This is a genomic window from Euzebyella marina (assembly GCF_003687485.1).
GTDB classification, from domain to species: Bacteria; Bacteroidota; Bacteroidia; order Flavobacteriales; family Flavobacteriaceae; genus Euzebyella; species Euzebyella marina.
Genome location: NZ_CP032050.1, coordinates 435,152 through 455,226, shown reverse-complemented (window position 1 = coordinate 455,226; position 20,075 = coordinate 435,152). Strand labels below are relative to the sequence as shown.

The following is a 20,075-nucleotide window of genomic DNA, read 5'->3' as shown; positions in this document are numbered from 1 at the left end:
AGTTTTTTGGTGTGGTTAAACAATTACTCTTTGAAAACCGGCAAATCTAAATATAGACTTTTATCGGCAATTCGTCCATCGGGTCTTATTCGAAGTGTTCCTTTACCCTTCAATTCAGATTTTAGTAATAAGACCTTCATTCCTCCTTTTGTAGAGGAAATACCCGCACTCTTCCCAACGATTTTGTTCTTACTATCTAAAATCTCTATTCGAGTAGATTCCATTTCATCGGTTATTTGAATGCCCCCGTATTCCGAAAGGTTTATTTTAGGAACTCCACAATTCGTTTGAGGGTCTTCAAAACAGCCTCTTGGTGGTCTTGGAGGATACGGAACTTTGGGAAGTCTGATCATACTAATGCCTTCTTTAGAAGCTTCAATTGATGCCTCTTTCTTTTGGGCCGCCTCTAATTGTGGCAAAAGATGCTTTTTGCCAGCGCGAATAGCCTCGGTCAATGAGGCAATTTGATTACGAACCTTTAGCTGTTCAGCAATGGCAGCATGTTTAAATAATTCTGCTCCATTTAAATAATTGGTTTCTTGAACAGAGCTATAAGTCAAATTGACAGCGACCAACTCATCATTGGCTACTTCGGCAACATCATCTTTCGAACAGGCGATGGCGAAAGTCAGAAATATTACAATTACAGATATAGTCATAGTTTTCATCATTTTCATTTTATTGGACAGGTTGTATTTAAGGTTAGATTGTGCATAAATATTGAAATTCGATTTATAAAGCCTACCATACAATATTTCTTGTATAAAATGCTTCGTATGCTGTATAGAAGGCTAATGTGCTTCTAAGTATTCCGTGTTTTTAATATATAATGGCCGCTACGACCAGATTTGACGCTACTAAAAACATGGCCAGTAATATCAAGGCGATATACACTTCTTCCTGAAAATCGGTCTCTTTTATCATCTCTAAACCTTTTGATAAATCACTGACCGTTCTCTTTCGATTGATCAAAATCGGTACTAGTGGTATCCTCAATAGAATTTTCTCCTTTGATGGAATCTTCATCCTCGTATGGACAATCTAATCCATACAGGCAATCAACAAATAATTCCTGCTCTTTAGAACATGCATTTAAGCAAAAGCTGATAAATAAATAAGCAGCTACCAATTTTAAAACTTTAGTTTTCATGACCTTACACTTTAATGGTTGTTATTCACTTTGAATTTAATTTTTTGCCCAATCAGTTGATGCCACATATGTAACCTTTTATAAAAGGTATGTAACACCCATGATTTAAGCTCTTTACCTTTATACAGGTTAGTACCTATTAAAGAGAGAGGTAAACATTTGATTGTAATAATTTTGAAAAAATGTTGTAGGTATTGGATCTACAAGTAGTTCTATTGTGGTATTAGGAAAGGTATTCGGCAGGCGTTTTGCCATAGGCATCTTTAAAGCATTTGATAAAATAAGAAGGTGTATTAAACCCGACAGAGTAGGCAACTTCGTTCACCGTTACTTTATAATCTGTTAATAGTTGAGCGGCCATGCGCAATCGCTGAGAGCGAATAAACTCTGTAGTACTAAAGCCTGTGTAAGTCTGTAACTTTCGGTGCAGCTGCATGCGACTCATTCCCATTTCTTGCGCAAACTTACCCGCATTAAATTCCGGGTCGGAAATCAGCTCTTTCAAAAGTTCATGAGCTTTTTTTAAGAAATTTTCATCGGTACTGGTAAGGGCCAATCCTTTGACATCCAAAGAATTTTGCCTTTTGAATTTTTCTTGCACCAACCTTCTTGATTGAATCAAGTTCAAAACCCGTCTGTTTAAAATCTTATAATTGAAGGGTTTCGAGATGAAATCATCTGCACCAGACCCTAGTCCTCTTAATTCCTCCTCTTCACTGACCCCCGCCGTTAGAAGTACAATAGGAATATGGCTTGTTCTTTCATCTGCTTTGATTCGATTACACAATTCCAGCCCACTGGCAACAGGCATTCTCACATCAGAAATTATAATATCCGGAATATACTTCAATGATAATTCAAAGGCTTGATCACCATTATTGGCCTCATAGACGTTGAAATCATTTTCGAATAAAGAAGCGATATAACGCCTTACCTCATTTTGGTCTTCAGCGATTAGAAGTACGGGGCTTTCAGCTTGCATTTGCTCTATGCCGCATTGTAACTCTTGTCCTATTTTTTGAGTATTTGACAGCTCGGCAGTATCGCTTTTCTCGATTTCTGAAGAGAAAATTGGTAACGCAACTTCAAACTCAATCATATCTTCATCAGGTCGATTAACTGTTATATCTCCCTTATACAGATTCACCAATTCTTTAACAAGTGAAAGACCGACACCAGCACCTTCGGAAAAATGATCTTTTTGAAAAAAGCGCTCAAACCACTTATCGGTTTCTAACACCAACTCTTTTGTAATCGAATTACGAACTTGAAGGTGCAAATTAGTCGATTTCTTAGTGGCCTTAAATATGCAAACACCTTCAGATTCACCATATTTGAACGCATTGGAGAGTAAGTTGGTGACAATTTTCTCCAAGGCATCCTCGTCATAATAAACCGCGCCCAACTGATCAATTTCTATTTTATAATCCATTCCCTTTTTATCTGCTTGATATTCGAAAGAAGATGCAACCATATTTAGAAATGGGGAAAGCTCACCCTTTTTATGCACCAGTTTTAAGTTTCCCTCTTCTATTTTTGATAATTGCAACAGCTGCTCTACCAATTGCAGCATTCGATTGGCATTTCTTTTAATCATAGAGAAGCGGGCATGGTCGGTAGGTGACAAACCTTCTTGGTCTAGCTTCTCATCAACAGGACCCGCAATAAGGGTCAGAGGTGTTCTGAACTCATGAGAGATATCGGTATACAGTTTAGACTTTAACTCGTTCAACTTTTTCAAATAATCAGCCTCTTCTTCCTTTCTTTGAAGATTCATTTTCATTCGTAACCGCCACGCCATATACTTATAAACAGTTATAATAGAAATGATAATGAACAGAATGTAAATAAACTTAGCAAAAGAGGTGAGGTACCAAGGTGATAAAATGGTAAAGTCGAAACTCGCCGGATCATCGTTCCAAAGACCGTCATAATTACTTGAAACTACCTGAAAAGTATATTTGCCCGGAGGAAGACGCGTGTATCTTGCAAAATTCTTGCTTTTTGATTCGACCCAATCTTCGTCAAAATTCAGCAATCGATAACGGTATTGGTTCTTTTCAGGAAGTGAAAACTGTAAACTTGAAAAAGTAAAGGAAAACGTATTTTGATCGTATGCAAATTCATTGTCTGTACTCATCGGGTGATACTCATCCAATACTTCTAGCTGGGTAATCGTTGTTTTGGGCAAAACTTGATTTAGGGTGATTTCACTAGGCTTGAACCAGTAGAAACCATCGAGACCTCCAAAATAAAGAGTGCCATCAGCATGCTTATAATAAGCACCTGTATTGAACTCGGTTGCTAAACCATCGTAATTCGTATAATTGATGATTTCAGGAGACTGGTTTAAATTCTCACTAGGAGCGAATCGGGTGATGCCCTTGTTTGAACTCAACCAAAGATTGTTTTCTTCGTCCGGAAGAATACCATAAATAACGTTGTTGGCAAGGCCATCTGAGACCGTAAATTGGGTGAAATCTGCCGTATCAATATCCAATGCATTTAAGCCCCCTCCATTGGTTCCAATCCATAATATTCCTTTTGGATCAAAATAAAGCGACTTAATATTATCGTTGGATAAGTCGCTATTACTTGATTGATACGATTTAAAGTCATCTTTGGCGCTGTCATAAAAGATCACACCATCAGATTCTGTGCCTATCCATAAATTATCATTAGCATCAGAAGTAATAGCCCGAATGTTATTGCTTGAAATTTTAAAATTTTCAGAAGTATACCTTTTTTTTACGCCTTCCTTTTTATCGAAAAGAATCAAACCTTGTTCACGAGTACCTAACCACACATTTCGTTTGCTATCTTCAAAAATGCACCATATCGTATTGACGGAGAGAGCCGGCTGACTGTTTTTATCAAAAATTTTGAACTCGCCCCTTTTGTCGAGAATAGTAAGCCCGCCACCCTGGGTGCCAATCCATAAATCATCATCAGCATCCGTATACAAACTCATAATTCTGTCAGAGCTTAACTGATCGGAAACGAAATTTCCAACTTCATAGGTTCTCCATAGACCGGTTTTAGGGCGATATTCTGTTAGACCCTTTCCGGAGGTACCTATAAAAACCGTACTATCTTTTGATACGGCAAGAGCACGCACTACATCAACATTAACGTTGTCGGGCGTTTGAAGGTTGGTGATAGAGTTGAACTTTTCTAGAAACTCATCATAAAAACTTAGACCTGCACCATCGGTGCCGAACCAAATGGTACCGCTAGCATCTTCGTAAATATTTAAGATATCATCGTAATGGAGCGCTTTCGGATCATGCTTTTGAGCTTTAAAATGATTTATTCTTTTTGATGGAATATCAACAAGATAAACCCCATCACCATAGGTAGCGACCCAAAGTCTATCTTTACTATCTAGAAACAAATCGGTAATATTCAAGTCGTTGGGCAAATTGCCCGGAAAAGAAGTATTTGAAGCACTTACCAGTGGGGCACCTGTAGTTTTTCTGTGAAACAGCCCTTTACCGAAGGTGCCGACCCACTGCTTTTTATCTCTATCAATGACCACATCACTAATATTGACCTCAACCGTTTGACCATCAGCATCTGTCGGTTGAACTTTTGCCATTCTATCTTCTTGAATATGATATTCAACCAAACTAGAATCGGTGGCTATCAATAAATGACCTGAGTTATCTTCAGCTATATTATAGATGGTGCCTTTTAACCGTGCCGAGTCTACTGCATGTGAAATTGATTGGTTTTGACCATCTAATTTATAGAGGCCGTCAGAGAAGGTACCGAACCATACATTTTGATTTACATCTTGGAATACGACACTGGCATTTTCAACCCCCATTTGCCTTTCAAAACCGCCTGTTTTATAATTCAATTTTCGTGGAATGCCATCGATTGGGATAATCCAGAGGTTCTCTTGTCGGTCTCTATAAACCTTGCCCAAATGACTATAGTCAGGTTTGGTAACATCTATAAAGTTATAGGGAAAAACCTCAAAAGAACGACCATCATACTTATTAAGACCGTCTTGCGTGGCAACATATAAATACCCTGTACTATCTTGCCCAATGGCTATGGCACTATTCTGCGAGAGACCTTCTTTGACCGAAAGCTGTCTAAAACTAATTTGAGATTGAGCGTACAGGTGGGCGGTCGAAACCAAACATCCGACAAAATAAAGCAGGGTGAAATAGGAAGTGAAATAGTTGACTTTCACATAAGGCTCATTAAAAAGTTGGGCTAATTTTCAATAGTAAAAGTTACGAATATCAAAGAAAAAGCCGGAAGATAACTTCCGGCGTAATCCCACATTTAGAATTAACTATGATACCGCCAAACCGTACGACTCTCGATGTATCAAAATCGATTTTACCAGAAGGATGCTGATTTAGGTAGTTCCCCCGAAACCTAGCAATCGAGCAATTCACCAAATTCGAACGAGTCGGTAAGGTGCCCTCAAGGTTACATCGAACAGGCAACGTAGCTTAGAAGCACATTGCCAAGAGCCGTACCTAATGGGTTGGCAGTTTCATAAGATTTTAGATATGATCCCCATGGGATGCTAACAATATTTAATTTTACGCTACTTAAAATGTTCAGCTAATCGGTTAAGGCTCTTCAACTTCGCCAGAACCGTTCGGGGGGCCGTAAAAATAATTATTTTCTTGAAAACGACCACTCTCACTATCAATATTAAATAGGCTTACTATTAAAATTTATGTGCAAAGTTCATTTAATCAGTGCCCCTTTTTTCTTGATTTACGGTCAAAATCCGTTCTGCTTGCACTAAACTTACCTTCAATATGAATTGTTTTGCCCATAAAATTTTTAAGTTCAAGATCAACATCACCATATAAATAGTTGGCCTCTTCACGGGTTATCTTGACCTTTCCTTTATGTGTATAAAAGGGTTGTTCTCCTAAAACGTTCACATCGGCATAACCAAAAACACCTTCTTTACTCGGTTCGAAGCCAAGAGTTTGATTGCTAACCCTATAGACGCCCAAAGCGGTTTCCTTATCCGGACCAAGGGAAGAGAGAACTAATCCCATTTTGTAGATAAGATTGTTATCTACCTGATCAAAACTTAATTCAATAGTTGAATATTTTCCTTTAGATTTTTGACTGCCTGGAACCAAATGACAGTTGGCTGCACCCTTTATATGGCTAGGCAAGAAGCCCGAAGTCTTGAATGCATACGCCCCCTTTTCAACTAGTGGCACGTAAGCTGAGCGTACATCGTATCCTTTGCCATTCAAGATGAAGAGAGGCAAAATAAGCCAGATACCGATTTTGGCCGTTTTTATTAGTAGATCCATATTTCCTATTCAGTTATCTGAGCTACGCTCAAAGAATCTATTTTCATATCGCTGCTAAAAGCCATGTTGTCTTCACTCTCATTTGTTAGAATGAAGTCGTTAACCATTTCAAGAGGTTCCTGCTCGTTCGTTAAAACTTCAAGAGCCATGGTCAGAACCAACAAACCGAACATAAAAGCACACTTTTTCATCATTAAATTTTTAGTTCTACTCTAATAGTGACGCATTCTAGTTAATGGTAAAATTCGCGTAGCGCAATCAATAAATTCAAATCTAAAGTAATGGCAGAAAGGGCCACCTCTTGGGCCATATGTATAAATGGTTCCTTTTTTTGTATAATCGGCAGAGGTAAAGCTGAGGTAATTATTGGGTTCGAAAGAAATACTTAATTTTTGTAATATTTTTCTTATTTTTAATTTAGTCTTTTACTTTCAAAATCAAAATTGAAGCATTTTTTACCATTTACACGGTAAATCAGTCCATCGGCACATCTTTTTTATACCTTTAATATGTATAGCCCTAAATTTGATTAATTTACATTAAAGCTTATCGTTATGTTAGACGCAGTTATAGTTGATGATGAAATCAAGGCGTTGCAAAGCCTATCTTGGGAATTGACCAACTTTAGTGATGAGATCAATGTGAATGCATCGTTTACGGATCCCTTTGAGGCATTGACCTATTTAGAGAAAAACACCCCAGACTGTCTTTTTCTTGATATTGAAATGCCTACGATGGATGGTTTTCAATTCATTCAAAAGCTTACCAATAAAAACTTTCCGGTTGTTATTACCACCGCTTACAATCAATACGCCATTAAGGCATTGAAAAACGAAGCCATAGACTACCTTTTAAAACCTATCGACACCGATGATCTAAAAGACACCATCGTCAAGATCAGAAAATTCAACGCCAAGAATTATACGGCCGAGAGGTTAGAAAAAATATTGCTGAGCTTTAACGATAAGGCCAATCACAAAAAAATAACCTTCAACACCGACGGTAAACTAGTTTTTTTAAATAGTGAAGAAATTCTCTATGCCGAGTCTGACGGTAACTACAGTACAATATTTCTAACCGATGGGCAGAAAATTGTTCTAACAAAAAAATTAAAGGAAGTAAACGAACTTTTACCGAGCAATTCTTTTTTTAGAATACACAATTCGTACATTATCAACCTAAATAAAATCAAGGAGTTTTTGAAGACTGACGGGTACGTCATACTAGAGTCTAATCACAAAATTCCTGTATCACGTCAGAAAAAATCCGACTTTTTGGATATGCTCTAAGCTTTAAATGCAGTCCCGAATTACATACATTAAATGTTTCCCACTTACGCCTTTCTGGTGCTCGGTGCGTTTCAACATATCCTTACTTTTCTTTTTTAGTATCTCACTAAGCTCGGCGCAAACTGCAACCATTGATTTTAAAGAAACCATTGATAGCCTGATTGCGGCCAAACCCAAAAGTCTGGTCGAAATGGAATCTGTCATCGAGCTATTTGACCAAGACACCCTTCAACTCGATTATTTTCTGAAATCAGCAGCGAAAAAGAATTTTAGAGAGGGGCAAGTAATGGCCTTGAACAAATTGGCCATACGCTACCGTCAACTATCAAAATTCAACTTGGCATTAGAACGGCAGAAAGAGGCACTAGAAATGGCCAGTGCTTTAGAAAATGTAGAACTCGAAGTATACACGCTCAATATGTTGGGTGTTCTCTATCGTCGCATAGATGCTATTACCGCCGCTTTAGACCATACTTATTTGGCAATTGAAAAGGCTCAGGCGGTGAAAAACCCTAGTATTGCCCTTCAACAATCGATTAACCTTTCCTATAACAACATTGGTCAGATCAATAGAATTCTGGGGCAGTATGATCTTGCCATCGAGCAGTTCAAGAAGGCTATGGAGCTCGAAAAAGAACTGGATAATAAGCTAGGCCTTGCCGTCAATTATCAAAACATAGGGGAATGTCTTGAAGCTCAGGGCAGGCTCGTCGACGCCCTTGAAGCTTACGACAAAGCAATGGAAATCAACCTTGTATTGAACAACCCTCGAGGAAAGATACTTTGTGAAAACGGTATTGCACACGTGTACGTTCATCAAGGTAAAGCTTTGGAAGCGAAAGAAATGCTCACCAAATCTTTGGAAGATGCCAATAACTTGGGGGAACATGCACTGATTGCCGCAGTTGAACTTACCTTGGGTTGGGCCTATGCCGAAATGGAAAATTTCGACGAAGCCGAAAACCATCTTCGCCAAGGTCTAGAGATGGCCAGCGCCTATAATTTCTTACGATTAAGGTCTGACGCTTATGACCTTCTTTCAGACCTATGGGCCAAAAAAGGAGATTACCAAAAAGCTTTAAAATATTTTAAGACGTCGCTTTCTGTAGAGGCCCAAACCAAGAACGACAAAAACGTTCGCTATGTTTATAGTTCAATCATTAAAAAAGACAATGAAGAACGGGTTTCAAGCATTAACCAACAGCTACGAAAGAACAACACTCGTCTCTTGGTCTCCGGTATCGTATTGGCACTTCTATCCGGTATCTTCTACATACTCTACAGGCAATACCAATTAAAGAACGATAAAAAGCTTTTGACCCTTGAACAGAGCATGCTCAGAAGTCAAATGAACCCTCATTTTCTTTTCAACTCATTGAATTCGATTAAGCTTTATATCATCAATAATGAGCAGAAAAACGCTGTTCATTATTTGAACAAATTCTCGAAACTTGTTCGCAAGATATTGGAGTCGTCTTCAATGCGTGAGATTCCGCTTGCCGAGGAGCTTGAAACTGTTGAACTCTATATGAATATCGAAAATATTCGATTCTCTAATGAAATCGATTTTCAAATTCGTGTAGATGAGAATATTGACACCCATACGGTTCGCATACCCTCTTTGATATTACAGCCCTTTTTAGAAAATGCCCTTTGGCACGGTCTTTCATCAAAGTTAGGTGAGAAAAAAATAGATTTACACATAACGAAAAACGTTAAAGACTTTATAGACATCTCAATAACCGATAACGGAATAGGCCGACAAGCTGCCGAAAAAATAAAGGAGAACAAAGTATTAAAACGTAAATCGGTAGGGATAGAAATTACCAAGGAAAGACTTGCTAACTTTTCAAAAGACTATTTGAACACCTTTGAAGTTGAAATGGTCGACCTCTACGATGACGAGGGAAATTCTATGGGTACCCGTGTCATCTTACACATACCTACTGCTTAAGGTGTTGTTGAGCGACCTCTTCTAGTTCTTTATACCATTTTTCGCCGAACTTTCGAATCAAGGCTTCCTTGACAAATTTATAAATAGGTACTTTCAATTCTTCTCCCAAAGAGCATGCTGGGTCGCAAATCTCCCATCTATGGTAGTTGACAGCCGTCAATTGAGTATACTCACGAACCCTAACCGGATACATATGGCATGAAACCGGCTTTTTCCAATCAACCGCCCCTTGATTGTACGCCTCCTCTATTCCGCACATGGCAGTTCCGTTTTTGGAAAAAATAACATAGGCACATTCGCTTCCGTTCACTAATGGTGTTTCCCAATCTCCGTCATCACCTTTAACGAAAGCGCCTTGTTCTTCAATCGCCTGAATGCCTTCTGGCCTAAGAAAGGGCTTAACCTTGCTGTAGATGTCTACCAAGATCTCAGTCTCTTCATCTTCTACAGGAGCTCCTGCATTACCATCAACACAACAAGCCCCCTTACAAGCGGTAAGGTTGCAGACAAAATCATTCTCGATGATTTCTTCGGATACTATGGTTTTACCTAGCTGAAACATGGCATCAATTTATGAGCGCAAAGATACCTTCAATTAGCTATGATTTAACAGTAATTTTCATAAAATCTATATGTCAAGGTGTACGATTAAATGTACTTTTGCCGAAAATTTGGACCCATGGAATTCAACTTCGATTTTAGGGAAATAGCAACGGCCACTATGGTACTTTTTGCAGTAATCGATATACTCGGTAGCGTACCTATTATCATAGGTTTACGTAAAAAGGTGGGGCACATCGAATCTGAAAAGGCATCGATTGTATCATCGGCCATTATGGTTGCTTTTTTATTCGTTGGTGAGGAAATTTTGAACCTCATCGGTATCGATGTTTATTCGTTTGCCGTTGCCGGTTCGTTCATCATTTTCTTTTTGGCTTTAGAAATGATTTTGGGCATTACCCTTTATCGCGAAGATGAACCGGAGAGTGCATCGATAGTGCCCATTGCTTTTCCTTTGATTGCTGGTGCCGGTACGCTCACAGCACTTCTATCTTTAAGGGCCGAGTACTACGTTGAGAACATTATTGTGGCCATTCTCATAAATACTATTTTTGTATACCTTGTACTTAAGTCATCAAAAAAAATAGAGAAGGTACTTGGTAAAAACGGACTCAACATAATACGTAAGGTTTTTGGGGTCATTCTTTTGGCCATTGCCGTGAAGCTATTTGCAGCCAACGTGAACCAATTATTCTAAAAAAATAGATTATGAACAAAGCAGTCACCATCATATTATTAGTAATCGCAGTGGCCCTTATGGCCTACAACGCTACCATGATCGATTTTGAAAACCCGCTAAAGGATGATAGTAGTGTGGCGGTTATCGGAATCATAGCTCCATTATGCGCTATTTTATTGATTCTCATCTATCGTACCAGTAAAAAAATTCAAGAGAAGGTCAAGGGGCGTTAATTTTGGCCCTGAATCTGTTCTTCTTCGCCCTGTTTGACCAAAGGGCTGTCAAGTTCGATTACTTCCTGTAGCATTGTATCTTCAACACTCTTTATTTTTGCATGAAGGTTGGCTCCAAAGAGTTGTTCTGCCAATGCGGCCTTTAAATACGTCTTAATACTATTTTCATGTGCGTAAAAATCCATTTTCAAGCTTCGTGAAAGTGAGTAATCAACGAATTCTTGAAAAAGTATATCATCTACCCTGAAGTTCTTTACAAAATCTTCTACACTATATTCTTTGTATTTTTTTCTGTCGGCATCGAGATGTTCGAATATAAAATAGGAAAGCCATCCGTAGCTATCCATACTTTTAACAGCTTCTTCTTCATTGGTACCAATGGGTACAAAAACATCAGGAATAATACCCCCGCCACCATAAACCACTTTTCCCTTCGGGGTGGTGAACTTTAACGAATCGGCTACTTTAATGCTATCGACCGAAACCAATTCACCGCTATGGTAGCGCTCGGTAAATTTCTTATAGTAATCTTTAGTGCCGTTGGCATAGGTCTTTTGAATGCTTCTACCGGTCGGCGTGTAATATCTTGATACGGTCAGGCGAACGGCCGAACCATCGCCCAAGGCCATTTCTCGTTGTACCAATCCCTTTCCGAAAGAACGCCTCCCTACAATGGTACCAATGTCATTATCTTGCAAAGCCCCCGCAACGATTTCACTGGCGGATGCCGATCGCTCATTGATCAGAACGTACACTTGCTTATCTTCAAAAGTACCCTTGCTAGTTGCGAAAGTCTTGTCTATTTTGCCCTTTTTATTCTTGGTGAAAAGAATCAGCTTGCCATCTTCAAGAAACTCATCAGCCATCTGCTCTGCTACCCCTAAATAACCCCCAGGGTTGTCACGAAGATCGAGCGCCAACTTTGTGGCACCTTGCTTTTTCAAATCTTTCAAGGCCTTCTTGAATTCTTTAAAAGTGGTTTCGGCAAAGCGATTGACCTTAATGTAACCCAAATCGTTCGTAAGCATGTAGTACGCCTCGACGCTTTTTATGGGGATGATGTCGCGTTTGACGTTTACATTAAAGGTTTTATCCTCTTCCTTTCGATATACTTTAAGGTTGACCGTGCTACCTTCTTCTCCCTTCAACTTCTGAACTATGGCATCGTTTCTAAGGGATTTACCGAACAATGTATCACCTCCGGCCATTAATATTCGATCACCAGCCTTGATACCCTTTATATCACTTGGCCCATCAGGAATGGTTTTAATAACGGCAATTGTATCGTTGTAGGCATAAAAATTAATACCAATACCCACAAAATCACCTTTCATGTTTTCTGAAACACGTTCCATTTCGTTCTTGGGAATATAAACGGAGTGAGGGTCTAATTTCTCGAGTATTTGATTGACCGTTACATCAACGATACTGTCGGTATCTATCTCGTCAACATATTCGTAATCGATGTAATCGATCAGTCGGTTGAGCTTGTCCTTTTTTGAATTGGTAGAGAAAAGTTTTTCGGGGGTATCATCAAAATGCAGCTTGCCACCAACAAAAATACCCAGCGCTAGTGCTGCGGCAATTATGGTCGGCCATATATAACTGTATTTTCCCCTCATACGATTTCAAACGAGTTCTTCGATCACAGGCATGTGAATAAGCTCAACGCCTGCGCGATCAAGAAATTGCAACCCTGAATCATCTTTGTATGCAGTTTGGTACACTACACGTTTTATGCCAGATTGATGAATGAGCTTACTGCACTCACGACACGGAGACAAGGTAATATAGAGCGTAGCATCTTCGCACGACTGTGTAGAAGAGGCCACTTTTAAAATGGCGTTCGCCTCGGCATGCAGAACATACCATTTTGTATAACCCTCTTCGTCTTCACAGAAATTTTCGAATCCGGTCGGAGTACCATTGTAACCATCGCTTATAATCATTCGGTCTTTAACGATGATGGCGCCCACCTGTTTGCGCTTGCAGTAAGAAAGCTTTCCCCACTCTTGGGCCATTCTCAAATAAGCCCTATCATATTTTTCTTGTTTGCTGTCTTTCATCAATTTAGAAAACCACTAAGATACCTGCTTTCACCAACCTCAACAATTTTTGGTGGTTAATTTTAAGTGAAAGCCCTCTGTGTTATAAAGGAAACGTATCAATAAGCATGGGTATTGTAATCAATATAATCAAAATAGAACCCACCCTGATGAACCATTTTTGTTCTACTTTAAGAATATTCAACAACAAATAGGCCAACAGCAATACGGTCAGTACAATTAACACCTGCGATACCTCAATACCGGCAGCAAAGCCCAAAAGAGGCACCACTTTATTATCTTGTTCTGCCATGAGCATTTTAAAGTAATTGCTAAACCCAAAACCATGAATAAGACCGAAAAAAGCAGTGGCCAATGCATGAAGGCCTATGTTCTTTCGACCTGTTGGCATATTGGTAAATAGAAGGTTGAAAACTGCCGTGAAGGCAATGGTAACAGGTATCAAGAATTCGATGAGCCCCACATCGACCGTTAAAACCTCGTAGGTGCTTAATGCCAAAGAAAGGCAGTGAGTGATAGTAAATACCGTAGCCAAAAGAACCACGTTCTTCCAACTTTTAAAGGTAAAGGGCAATGCCAAAGCCGTTAAAAAAAGTATATGGTCATAAGCATTGATATCCAACACATGGCCGAGCCCTAGTTCCAGATAAAATAGAAAATCTTGCATGATAGTTCGTTAAATTATTATCTTCCCAAAAGGGCCTTAAAGCTGTTTAGGCGATACCTCTTTCAGCCTGTATTTCTTCATATGCCTTTTGTACCTGCTTAAACTTTTCTTCGGCACCTTTTTTAATGGCCTCGTTTTCGGTATTGACCCTATCAGGGTGATACTTCTTGGCCATGGCCCTATAGGCCTTTTTCACTTCATCATTGGTGGCCGATTTGTCGATTTCAAGAATCTTGTAAGCATTATCGGCCGATTTTATGAACATGGCCTTGATGCTTTCAAAATCTCGTAGAGCTACCCGTAAATAACCGGCTATCTCCCTAATTTTATTTACTTCTGGGGTACTAACCGAACCATCGGCCTGTGCGATACCGAACAAAAAGTGAAGCAATTGTAACCGAACCTCGTAACGGGTACGTTGATTCAGATAACTACAGATGCGCTGTGCCGATATCTCATGCTTCTTATTGATTTCATTAAAGGTTCTAAAAATAGCATTGGCCCTGTCTTTACCGTAGGTACTTACAAAATATTGTCTGACATAATCCAGTTCACGCTGACTTACGCTACCATCGGCCTTGATTACTATTGAACATAATGATAAAAGATTCAACTCAAAATCGGCAGGGGACACATTTTGCCGGGTCATGTCTTGAAATATGGTTTGGGCATTTTTGCCTCCACCACTCAAATTATCTATAAAACTGCCCAAAAGAAAACCTAGAATGGCTCCTGGAAATCGATAAAGATAATACCCCAAAATGGCAGCAAACCACTTGATCATGTCTTTGAAAAAATTTTGGCAAAGATATTAAAAGGTCTTAGAAAAGTTGGGTAGTACTATATGTTTTAGGCACATCGCTCAATCTTTAAGGCCCACTACTTTTCTGAACGTTGCCAAGGCCTTAAAACGACCTAAGTTTTGAGCGATATATTCGGTTATTTCAAGATCTGAGAAGTCAGAAAGGTTATCTAACCCTTTTTTATTGGTGCCATCAAAATCAATATTCAATTCATTGGCAATAGCAATAATATCTTCAACAACTTTTGATGTAGGAGAAGTTTCACCGCTTAAATAATTTTGAAAGGTTCTAACGCTCTTTCCTATTTTATCTGCGAACTCTTTTTGAGTTAGTTCACTTTTATCAAATATTTCTTTGAGATTATTCGCATTCATGATTAAAAGTAACCTTAGGGAAGCCTTTTTCCTTTTCAACCTTCCATTATTCTTTACAAGATAGTAACTCCACTTTAAAATCTGGGCATAAGGTAATGTTAAGTCCGTCAACAAAATGCGACAAATTAAGTATCTTTGTTCACCTAAATTAAATTGATATTTATGTATCCTGAAGAATTGGTAAAACCTATGAGACAAGACTTGGCTTCTGCCGGGTTTGAAGAACTATATACGGCCGAAGCAGTTGAAAAGGCCATCAACCAAGAAGGTACCACTTTAGTGGTGGTAAATTCGGTCTGTGGCTGTGCGGCTGCCAACGCCAGACCGGCTGCTAAACTGAGTCTTCAAAATACCAAAAAGCCAGACCATGCCGTTACCGTTTTCGCCGGTGTAGACACCGAGGCGGTCAACGCTGCAAGAAATTTGATGATTCCTTTTCCACCGTCTTCACCAAGCATGGCACTGTTCAAAAACGGAGAGTTGGTTCATATGATCGAACGCCACCATATTGAAGGTAGACCAGCTGAGCTAATTGCCGAAAACTTGATCGGTGCTTACGAAGAGTTCTGCTAAAAAAGGGTCTTAAAACCACTGAAACAACAAGATTTAAAACGGATCTCCTAAAATTAGGGGGTCCGTTTTCTTATGCATTATCTACTTTTACCTTTATTTTTGCTGCATGCAAAAGCTATTGGCATACCCACTTACCATTCTCTATCAGCTATTTTTCGGCTTGACCCTGTTGGTGTTTCATCCGATACAATGGGTCTGTTTAAATATTTTCGGGTATCGGGCCCATAAGGCGAGTGTCAGCTTTCTCAACCTATCGTTGATGCGTTGCACCCATATCTTGGGAACGACCTACTCATTCAAAAACGAGCATGACATACCCACCGATAGACCACTGATTATCGTACCCAATCATCAGAGCATGCACGACATTCCGCCGATTATATGGTTTATGCGAAAGTACCACCCAAAATTCGTGAGTAAAAAAGAATTGGGAAAAGGCATACCCAGTGTTTCGTACAACCTAAGACACGGTGGCTCGGTGCTCATCGACAGAAAAGATAGCCGTCAATCGCTTTTAGAAATCGGCAAACTCGGTAAATATATCGAGAAGCATCATCGAAGTGCGGTAATATTTCCGGAAGGAACACGCAGCAGAACCGGCCACGCCAAGCCATTCAAGGCGACCGGACTCAAAATATTGATGAGAAATTCACCTTCGGCGCTAATTGTACCCCTTACCATCGATAACTCGTGGAAAATGCTCAGGTACGGTAAATTTCCGAACGGTTTGGGAAACCACATCACTTTTACCGTTCATAGGCCCATTGAAGTCAAAGATAATTTCGATGAGGTTTTGGCCGAAACAGAAAAAGCCGTAACATCGGCCCTCACCTCTTTTCAAGAAATAGAATGAACGACGCCGAAATTGTAGAACAGACCATTGCCTTTGTAAAAGAGACCTTGCAAGGTGCCGAAGGAGGTCATGATTGGTTTCATATTCAGCGTGTATTCAAAAATACCCTGCTGATAGCCAAAGAAGAAAAGGTAGACATTCTTGTAGTAAGTTTAGGTGCATTGCTCCACGATATTGCAGACGCCAAGTTTCATGGTGGTGATGAAAGTATAGGCCCTCAAATGGCATCTACTTTCTTGGACGAGCTGAAGGTCAAAAAAAAGACCATCAATCACGTTATTAAAATCATTGAAAATATCTCTTTTAAAAATAGCCTAAAGAAGAAGCGTGGTAGGCCTTTCAATTCTAAAGAACTACAAGTGGTGCAAGACGCCGACCGTTTAGATGCCCTTGGGGCCATAGGCATTGCCAGGGCTTTTAATTATGGCGGGTTCAAGAACAGAGAACTCTATAATCCGGAAATTGCCCCAGATCTACGCATGACCAAAGAGCAATATAAGAAATCGAAGGCCCCTACCATTAACCACTTCTACGAAAAGCTCCTTTTGCTTAAAGACCGAATGAATACGCAAACAGGCAAGCGATTGGCAGAAGAACGACATGACTACATGTTGGGTTATTTAGAGCAGTTTTATAAAGAATGGAATCCGCTCGTGCCTGCATCCATCAATACATCTAACCCTTAGTAGATATCAGGTAAGTTAATAATTTTCGTACCTTCCATAGCTCAATCTAAACTCACTTAAAACTATGCAAAGACGAAAGTTTATCAAGAATGCGGCCGCCGCATCTACCGCCTTTTCCATCGTACCCAGTTTTGTAATGGGCAAAAACCATGTCGCCCCCAGCGACACTCTTTATATCGGTGCTTTTGGAGTAGGAGGCAGAGGTGCCGGGGTCATGAACGGCCTTAACGATACAGGCAAGGTCAAATTTGTTACCCTCTGCGATGTAGACGACCGAAGGGCCGCAGATACGTATAAAAAATACCCAAAGGCCAAACGATACAAAGATTTTAGAGAGGTTTATGATAAGCATCTTAAAGAAATCGACGCTATTATGGTGGCTACCCCAGACCATATGCACGCATCGATAGCATTGCCTTTTATGAGGGCGAAAAAACATGCCTATGTCGAAAAGCCCTTAACACATAATATTAACGAAGCCCGATTGATGACTCAAGTGGCCAAAGAAAATGGCATCGTCACTCAAATGGGCAACCAAGGGGCATCTAGTGACGGTAGCCGAGAAGCTAAAGAGTGGATCGATTCCGGAATTATTGGAAAGGTGCAAAAAGTTGATTGCTGGACCAACAGACCGGTATGGCCTCAAGGTGTTCCGGTACCAACGGAAAAGGACCGTATCCCAAAAGGTCTTGATTGGGATTTATGGTTGGGAACCGCTGCAATGAGAGACTACAACGATGCTTACCTACCGTTTAAATGGAGGGGATTTTGGGATTTCGGAACAGGCGCGCTCGGCGATATGGGATGCCATATCATGGAAACACCTTTTAGCGTTCTAGGTCTTGGTTACCCAACCGAGGCGGAAGCAAGTTGTACTACCAACTGGGTGGGTGATTTTGTGGAAGCGGATTATAGCGAATCGTGCCCTGCTTCATCTATCGTTCGATTAAAATTCAACACAGAAGAACATGGCGATATTGCCTTGAACTGGTATGATGGTGGACTTATGCCCGACCTACCGGACGAACTTGCCGATGGCGAAACCATTGGCGATGGTGGTGGCGGTTCTGTCTTCTACGGTACCAAAGGAATTTTGGTGGCTGACACCTATAGCCGAAACGCCCGATTGTTGCCGAGCAAAAACATGAAAATGTTCAATGCTCCCGAACCCTACCTAAAAAGGATCGATGGTGATGTAGAAGGTCATCAGGCAAACTTTGTAGAGGGCTGTTTGAACGGGGTCGAGACTTCTTCAGATTTTCAGAGATCAGGTCCGTTGACCGAAGCCGTTCTTATGGGCAACCTGGCCATTAAGGCATTTCAGTACAAAAAACTTAAACCAGGAAAAAAACTAGGTGATTGGGAGCCTTTTGAATACCCCGGAAGAAGAAAGATTCTTTGGGATGGTGAAAACATGAAGGTCACCAATTGGGATCTTGCCAATGAGTGGGTAAAAGGTAGCTACCGCAAAGGTTGGGAGCTTAGCTAACCCATAATTGCATCACAAAAGAAAAAGCCGGAATGATTTTTCGGCTTTTTGCATTTATATCATATTCTTATCTTTAAAAAGCTCAAATAACTATAATACTGCTATAAAATGTTAGCTTGGCTCGGACTATTGACCATTTGCGCATTGCTATTTTTGGTCATGAGCAAAAAGATGGCCGCTGTGGTCGCCTTAATACTAGTTCCCATAGTAACCGCTCTTCTAGGTGGCTTTACCACTGAAATCATAACTTTTGTGACCGACGGATTAAAATCCATTGCTCCCACAGGTGTCATGTTCATTTTTGCCATTTTATTTTTTGGAATACTGACCGATGCCGGAACCTTTAAACCTCTGATAAGAAGCTTGCTTAGTTTTGCCGGAAACGACCCATCGCGCGTGGCCGTTGCGACTGCATTACTGGCCATGGCAGTCCATTTGGATGGCTCCGGAGCCGTAACATTCTTGGTCACCATCCCAGCTCTTTTGCCCTTGTACGATTCGCTTCAAATGAAAAGAACAACATTGGCTACCATTGCGGCGCTGTCCGCGGGTACAATGAACATTCTACCTTGGGGAGGACCTACAATTCGGGCGGCTACGGCTTTGGAGGTTAATGTAACGGAATTGTTTAATCCTTTATTGATTCCAGTAATTGGTGGACTTTTAACGGTATTGGTCATAGCCTATTTATTAGGAAGAAAAGAAAAAAAGTTTAAAACTTCACAAGTAGAAATAGAGGTTCAAAGTGAACAGCCAAACACCGACTTAGAAAGACCAAAACTCTATTATTTCAATATTGCCCTAGTTTTGATAGCGGTAGCAACCTTGATTAGTGGCATTGCTCCACCACATCTCATTTTTATGGTAGCATTTGCTATTTCCCTAATGATAAACTATCCAAATCCAAAAGATCAGGGCGAACGCATCAACGCGCATGCCAAGGCAGCACTTTTAATGGCTAGCATACTTTTTGCCGCAGGATGTTTTACAGGAATTCTAAAAGGTTCAGGAATGATTAATGCTATGGCCGAAGGTGCAGTTGCCTATATTCCCGACTCCATAGGAAATCACTTGGCGATAATTACAGGCGTATTGTCCATGCCAGCAAGTCTGTTGTTTGACCCGGATTCTTTTTATTTTGGAATCTTGCCATTACTATCAACCACGGCTTCTCATTTTGATGTGGATGCAATTGAAGTGGGGAGAGCAGCGATAATGGGCCAAATGACAACCGGTTTTCCTGTAAGTCCACTCACGGGTTCTACCTATCTACTTATCGGTTTGACGGGAATTGAATTGGGCGACCATCAAAAAAAGACAATTCCCTTGGCCTTTTTGGTCACGATAGTAATCTTAGTGTTATCGTTATTCATAGGAGCAATAAGTTGGTAA

At 40.1% G+C, this 20,075-nt stretch carries 20 protein-coding genes; 9 read left to right on the top strand and 11 right to left on the bottom strand.

The window, feature by feature from the left end; genetic code table 11:
* Window positions 1-23: 23 nt before the first annotated feature.
* From D1013_RS01925 to D1013_RS20250, 5 genes are all read right to left on the bottom strand, one after another.
* Window positions 24-659, bottom strand: a complete 636-nt coding sequence (locus D1013_RS01925) for a hypothetical protein (RefSeq protein WP_162987780.1) — start codon at window positions 657-659, stop codon at window positions 24-26.
* A gap of 284 nt (window positions 660-943) precedes the next feature.
* Window positions 944-1,150, bottom strand: coding sequence for a hypothetical protein (locus D1013_RS01920; protein WP_121847279.1), 207 nt, complete (start codon window positions 1,148-1,150; stop codon window positions 944-946).
* 223 nt (window positions 1,151-1,373) lie between these two features.
* Complete coding sequence (locus D1013_RS01915) at window positions 1,374-5,354, bottom strand: hybrid sensor histidine kinase/response regulator transcription factor (RefSeq protein WP_121847278.1); 3,981 nt, start codon at window positions 5,352-5,354, stop codon at window positions 1,374-1,376.
* Window positions 5,355-5,874: 520 nt separating this feature from the next.
* Window positions 5,875-6,456 (bottom strand): hypothetical protein, encoded by a 582-nt coding sequence (locus D1013_RS01910; RefSeq protein ID WP_121847277.1) that lies wholly within the window; start codon window positions 6,454-6,456, stop codon window positions 5,875-5,877.
* A 5-nt stretch (window positions 6,457-6,461) separates the two neighbouring features.
* A complete protein-coding gene (locus tag D1013_RS20250; RefSeq protein ID WP_162987779.1) occupies window positions 6,462-6,650 on the bottom strand; it encodes a hypothetical protein in 189 nt (62 codons plus the stop codon).
* Between the two features lie 360 nt (window positions 6,651-7,010).
* Here D1013_RS20250 and D1013_RS01905 point away from each other — a divergent pair, with 360 nt between their 5' ends.
* Complete coding sequence (locus tag D1013_RS01905) at window positions 7,011-7,745, top strand: LytR/AlgR family response regulator transcription factor (protein WP_121847276.1); 735 nt, start codon at window positions 7,011-7,013, stop codon at window positions 7,743-7,745.
* A gap of 64 nt (window positions 7,746-7,809) precedes the next feature.
* On the top strand, window positions 7,810-9,699 hold the full coding sequence (locus D1013_RS01900; RefSeq protein ID WP_240467926.1) for a tetratricopeptide repeat protein: 1,890 nt from the start codon (window positions 7,810-7,812) through the stop codon (window positions 9,697-9,699).
* Here D1013_RS01900 and D1013_RS01895 read toward each other — a convergent pair.
* Entirely contained in the window at window positions 9,689-10,261 is a 573-nt protein-coding gene (locus D1013_RS01895) for a DUF3109 family protein (protein ID WP_121847274.1), read from the bottom strand. The genes D1013_RS01900 and D1013_RS01895 overlap by 11 nt on opposite strands.
* A gap of 117 nt (window positions 10,262-10,378) precedes the next feature.
* Here D1013_RS01895 and D1013_RS01890 point away from each other — a divergent pair, with 117 nt between their 5' ends.
* Window positions 10,379-10,957, top strand: a complete 579-nt coding sequence (locus tag D1013_RS01890; RefSeq protein ID WP_121847273.1) for a MarC family protein — start codon at window positions 10,379-10,381, stop codon at window positions 10,955-10,957.
* A gap of 11 nt (window positions 10,958-10,968) precedes the next feature.
* The gene (locus D1013_RS01885; RefSeq protein ID WP_121847272.1) at window positions 10,969-11,172 is read left to right on the top strand and encodes a hypothetical protein; all 204 of its coding nucleotides are present in this window, start codon (window positions 10,969-10,971) and stop codon (window positions 11,170-11,172) included.
* Here the strand turns inward: D1013_RS01885 and D1013_RS01880 are convergent.
* From D1013_RS01880 to D1013_RS01860, 5 genes are all read right to left on the bottom strand, one after another.
* A complete protein-coding gene (locus tag D1013_RS01880) occupies window positions 11,169-12,794 on the bottom strand; it encodes a S41 family peptidase (RefSeq protein WP_121847271.1) in 1,626 nt (541 codons plus the stop codon). The two genes, D1013_RS01885 and D1013_RS01880, sit on opposite strands and share 4 nt — an antisense overlap.
* 6 nt (window positions 12,795-12,800) lie before the next feature.
* On the bottom strand, window positions 12,801-13,238 hold the full coding sequence (locus D1013_RS01875) for a deoxycytidylate deaminase (protein WP_121847270.1): 438 nt from the start codon (window positions 13,236-13,238) through the stop codon (window positions 12,801-12,803).
* An 82-nt stretch (window positions 13,239-13,320) separates the two neighbouring features.
* Complete coding sequence (locus D1013_RS01870; RefSeq protein WP_121847269.1) at window positions 13,321-13,905, bottom strand: HupE/UreJ family protein; 585 nt, start codon at window positions 13,903-13,905, stop codon at window positions 13,321-13,323.
* Window positions 13,906-13,951: 46 nt separating this feature from the next.
* On the bottom strand, window positions 13,952-14,689 hold the full coding sequence (locus D1013_RS01865; protein WP_121847268.1) for a tellurite resistance TerB family protein: 738 nt from the start codon (window positions 14,687-14,689) through the stop codon (window positions 13,952-13,954).
* A 78-nt stretch (window positions 14,690-14,767) separates the two neighbouring features.
* The gene (locus D1013_RS01860; RefSeq protein WP_162987778.1) at window positions 14,768-15,082 is read right to left on the bottom strand and encodes a helix-turn-helix domain-containing protein; all 315 of its coding nucleotides are present in this window, start codon (window positions 15,080-15,082) and stop codon (window positions 14,768-14,770) included.
* Between the two features lie 162 nt (window positions 15,083-15,244).
* Between D1013_RS01860 and D1013_RS01855 the strand changes: the two genes are divergently transcribed.
* The 5 genes from D1013_RS01855 to D1013_RS01835 all read left to right on the top strand — a co-directional run bounded on the left by D1013_RS01855 (window position 15,245) and on the right by D1013_RS01835 (window position 20,075).
* The gene (locus tag D1013_RS01855; RefSeq protein WP_121847266.1) at window positions 15,245-15,655 is read left to right on the top strand and encodes a BrxA/BrxB family bacilliredoxin; all 411 of its coding nucleotides are present in this window, start codon (window positions 15,245-15,247) and stop codon (window positions 15,653-15,655) included.
* Window positions 15,656-15,761: 106 nt separating this feature from the next.
* On the top strand, window positions 15,762-16,508 hold the full coding sequence (locus D1013_RS01850; RefSeq protein ID WP_121847265.1) for a lysophospholipid acyltransferase family protein: 747 nt from the start codon (window positions 15,762-15,764) through the stop codon (window positions 16,506-16,508).
* On the top strand, window positions 16,505-17,194 hold the full coding sequence (locus D1013_RS01845; protein WP_121847264.1) for an HD domain-containing protein: 690 nt from the start codon (window positions 16,505-16,507) through the stop codon (window positions 17,192-17,194). Before D1013_RS01850 ends, D1013_RS01845 begins: the two co-directional genes overlap by 4 nt.
* 64 nt (window positions 17,195-17,258) lie before the next feature.
* Window positions 17,259-18,683 carry a Gfo/Idh/MocA family protein gene (locus D1013_RS01840; RefSeq protein WP_121847263.1) on the top strand — a complete coding sequence of 475 codons (1,425 nt, stop codon included), beginning with the start codon at window positions 17,259-17,261 and terminating at the stop codon, window positions 18,681-18,683.
* Between the two features lie 108 nt (window positions 18,684-18,791).
* The gene (locus tag D1013_RS01835; RefSeq protein ID WP_121847262.1) at window positions 18,792-20,075 is read left to right on the top strand and encodes a CitMHS family transporter; all 1,284 of its coding nucleotides are present in this window, start codon (window positions 18,792-18,794) and stop codon (window positions 20,073-20,075) included.

What these genes read in the sequence shown, in the direction of transcription:
- D1013_RS01925 (WP_162987780.1), bottom strand. Translation starts at nt 659, where the DNA reads ATGACTATATCTGTAATTGTAATATTTCTGACTTTCGCCATCGCCTGT.
- D1013_RS01920 (WP_121847279.1), bottom strand. Translation starts at nt 1,150, where the DNA reads ATGAAAACTAAAGTTTTAAAATTGGTAGCTGCTTATTTATTTATCAGC.
- D1013_RS01910 (WP_121847277.1), bottom strand. Translation starts at nt 6,456, where the DNA reads ATGGATCTACTAATAAAAACGGCCAAAATCGGTATCTGGCTTATTTTG.
- D1013_RS20250 (WP_162987779.1), bottom strand. Translation starts at nt 6,650, where the DNA reads ATGATGAAAAAGTGTGCTTTTATGTTCGGTTTGTTGGTTCTGACCATG.
- D1013_RS01905 (WP_121847276.1), top strand. Translation starts at nt 7,011, where the DNA reads ATGTTAGACGCAGTTATAGTTGATGATGAAATCAAGGCGTTGCAAAGC.
- D1013_RS01895 (WP_121847274.1), bottom strand. Translation starts at nt 10,261, where the DNA reads ATGTTTCAGCTAGGTAAAACCATAGTATCCGAAGAAATCATCGAGAAT.
- D1013_RS01890 (WP_121847273.1), top strand. Translation starts at nt 10,379, where the DNA reads ATGGAATTCAACTTCGATTTTAGGGAAATAGCAACGGCCACTATGGTA.
- D1013_RS01885 (WP_121847272.1), top strand. Translation starts at nt 10,969, where the DNA reads ATGAACAAAGCAGTCACCATCATATTATTAGTAATCGCAGTGGCCCTT.
- D1013_RS01880 (WP_121847271.1), bottom strand. Translation starts at nt 12,794, where the DNA reads ATGAGGGGAAAATACAGTTATATATGGCCGACCATAATTGCCGCAGCA.
- D1013_RS01875 (WP_121847270.1), bottom strand. Translation starts at nt 13,238, where the DNA reads ATGAAAGACAGCAAACAAGAAAAATATGATAGGGCTTATTTGAGAATG.
- D1013_RS01870 (WP_121847269.1), bottom strand. Translation starts at nt 13,905, where the DNA reads ATGCAAGATTTTCTATTTTATCTGGAACTAGGGCTCGGCCATGTGTTG.
- D1013_RS01865 (WP_121847268.1), bottom strand. Translation starts at nt 14,689, where the DNA reads ATGATCAAGTGGTTTGCTGCCATTTTGGGGTATTATCTTTATCGATTT.
- D1013_RS01860 (WP_162987778.1), bottom strand. Translation starts at nt 15,082, where the DNA reads ATGAATGCGAATAATCTCAAAGAAATATTTGATAAAAGTGAACTAACT.
- D1013_RS01855 (WP_121847266.1), top strand. Translation starts at nt 15,245, where the DNA reads ATGTATCCTGAAGAATTGGTAAAACCTATGAGACAAGACTTGGCTTCT.
- D1013_RS01850 (WP_121847265.1), top strand. Translation starts at nt 15,762, where the DNA reads ATGCAAAAGCTATTGGCATACCCACTTACCATTCTCTATCAGCTATTT.
- D1013_RS01845 (WP_121847264.1), top strand. Translation starts at nt 16,505, where the DNA reads ATGAACGACGCCGAAATTGTAGAACAGACCATTGCCTTTGTAAAAGAG.
- D1013_RS01840 (WP_121847263.1), top strand. Translation starts at nt 17,259, where the DNA reads ATGCAAAGACGAAAGTTTATCAAGAATGCGGCCGCCGCATCTACCGCC.
- D1013_RS01835 (WP_121847262.1), top strand. Translation starts at nt 18,792, where the DNA reads ATGTTAGCTTGGCTCGGACTATTGACCATTTGCGCATTGCTATTTTTG.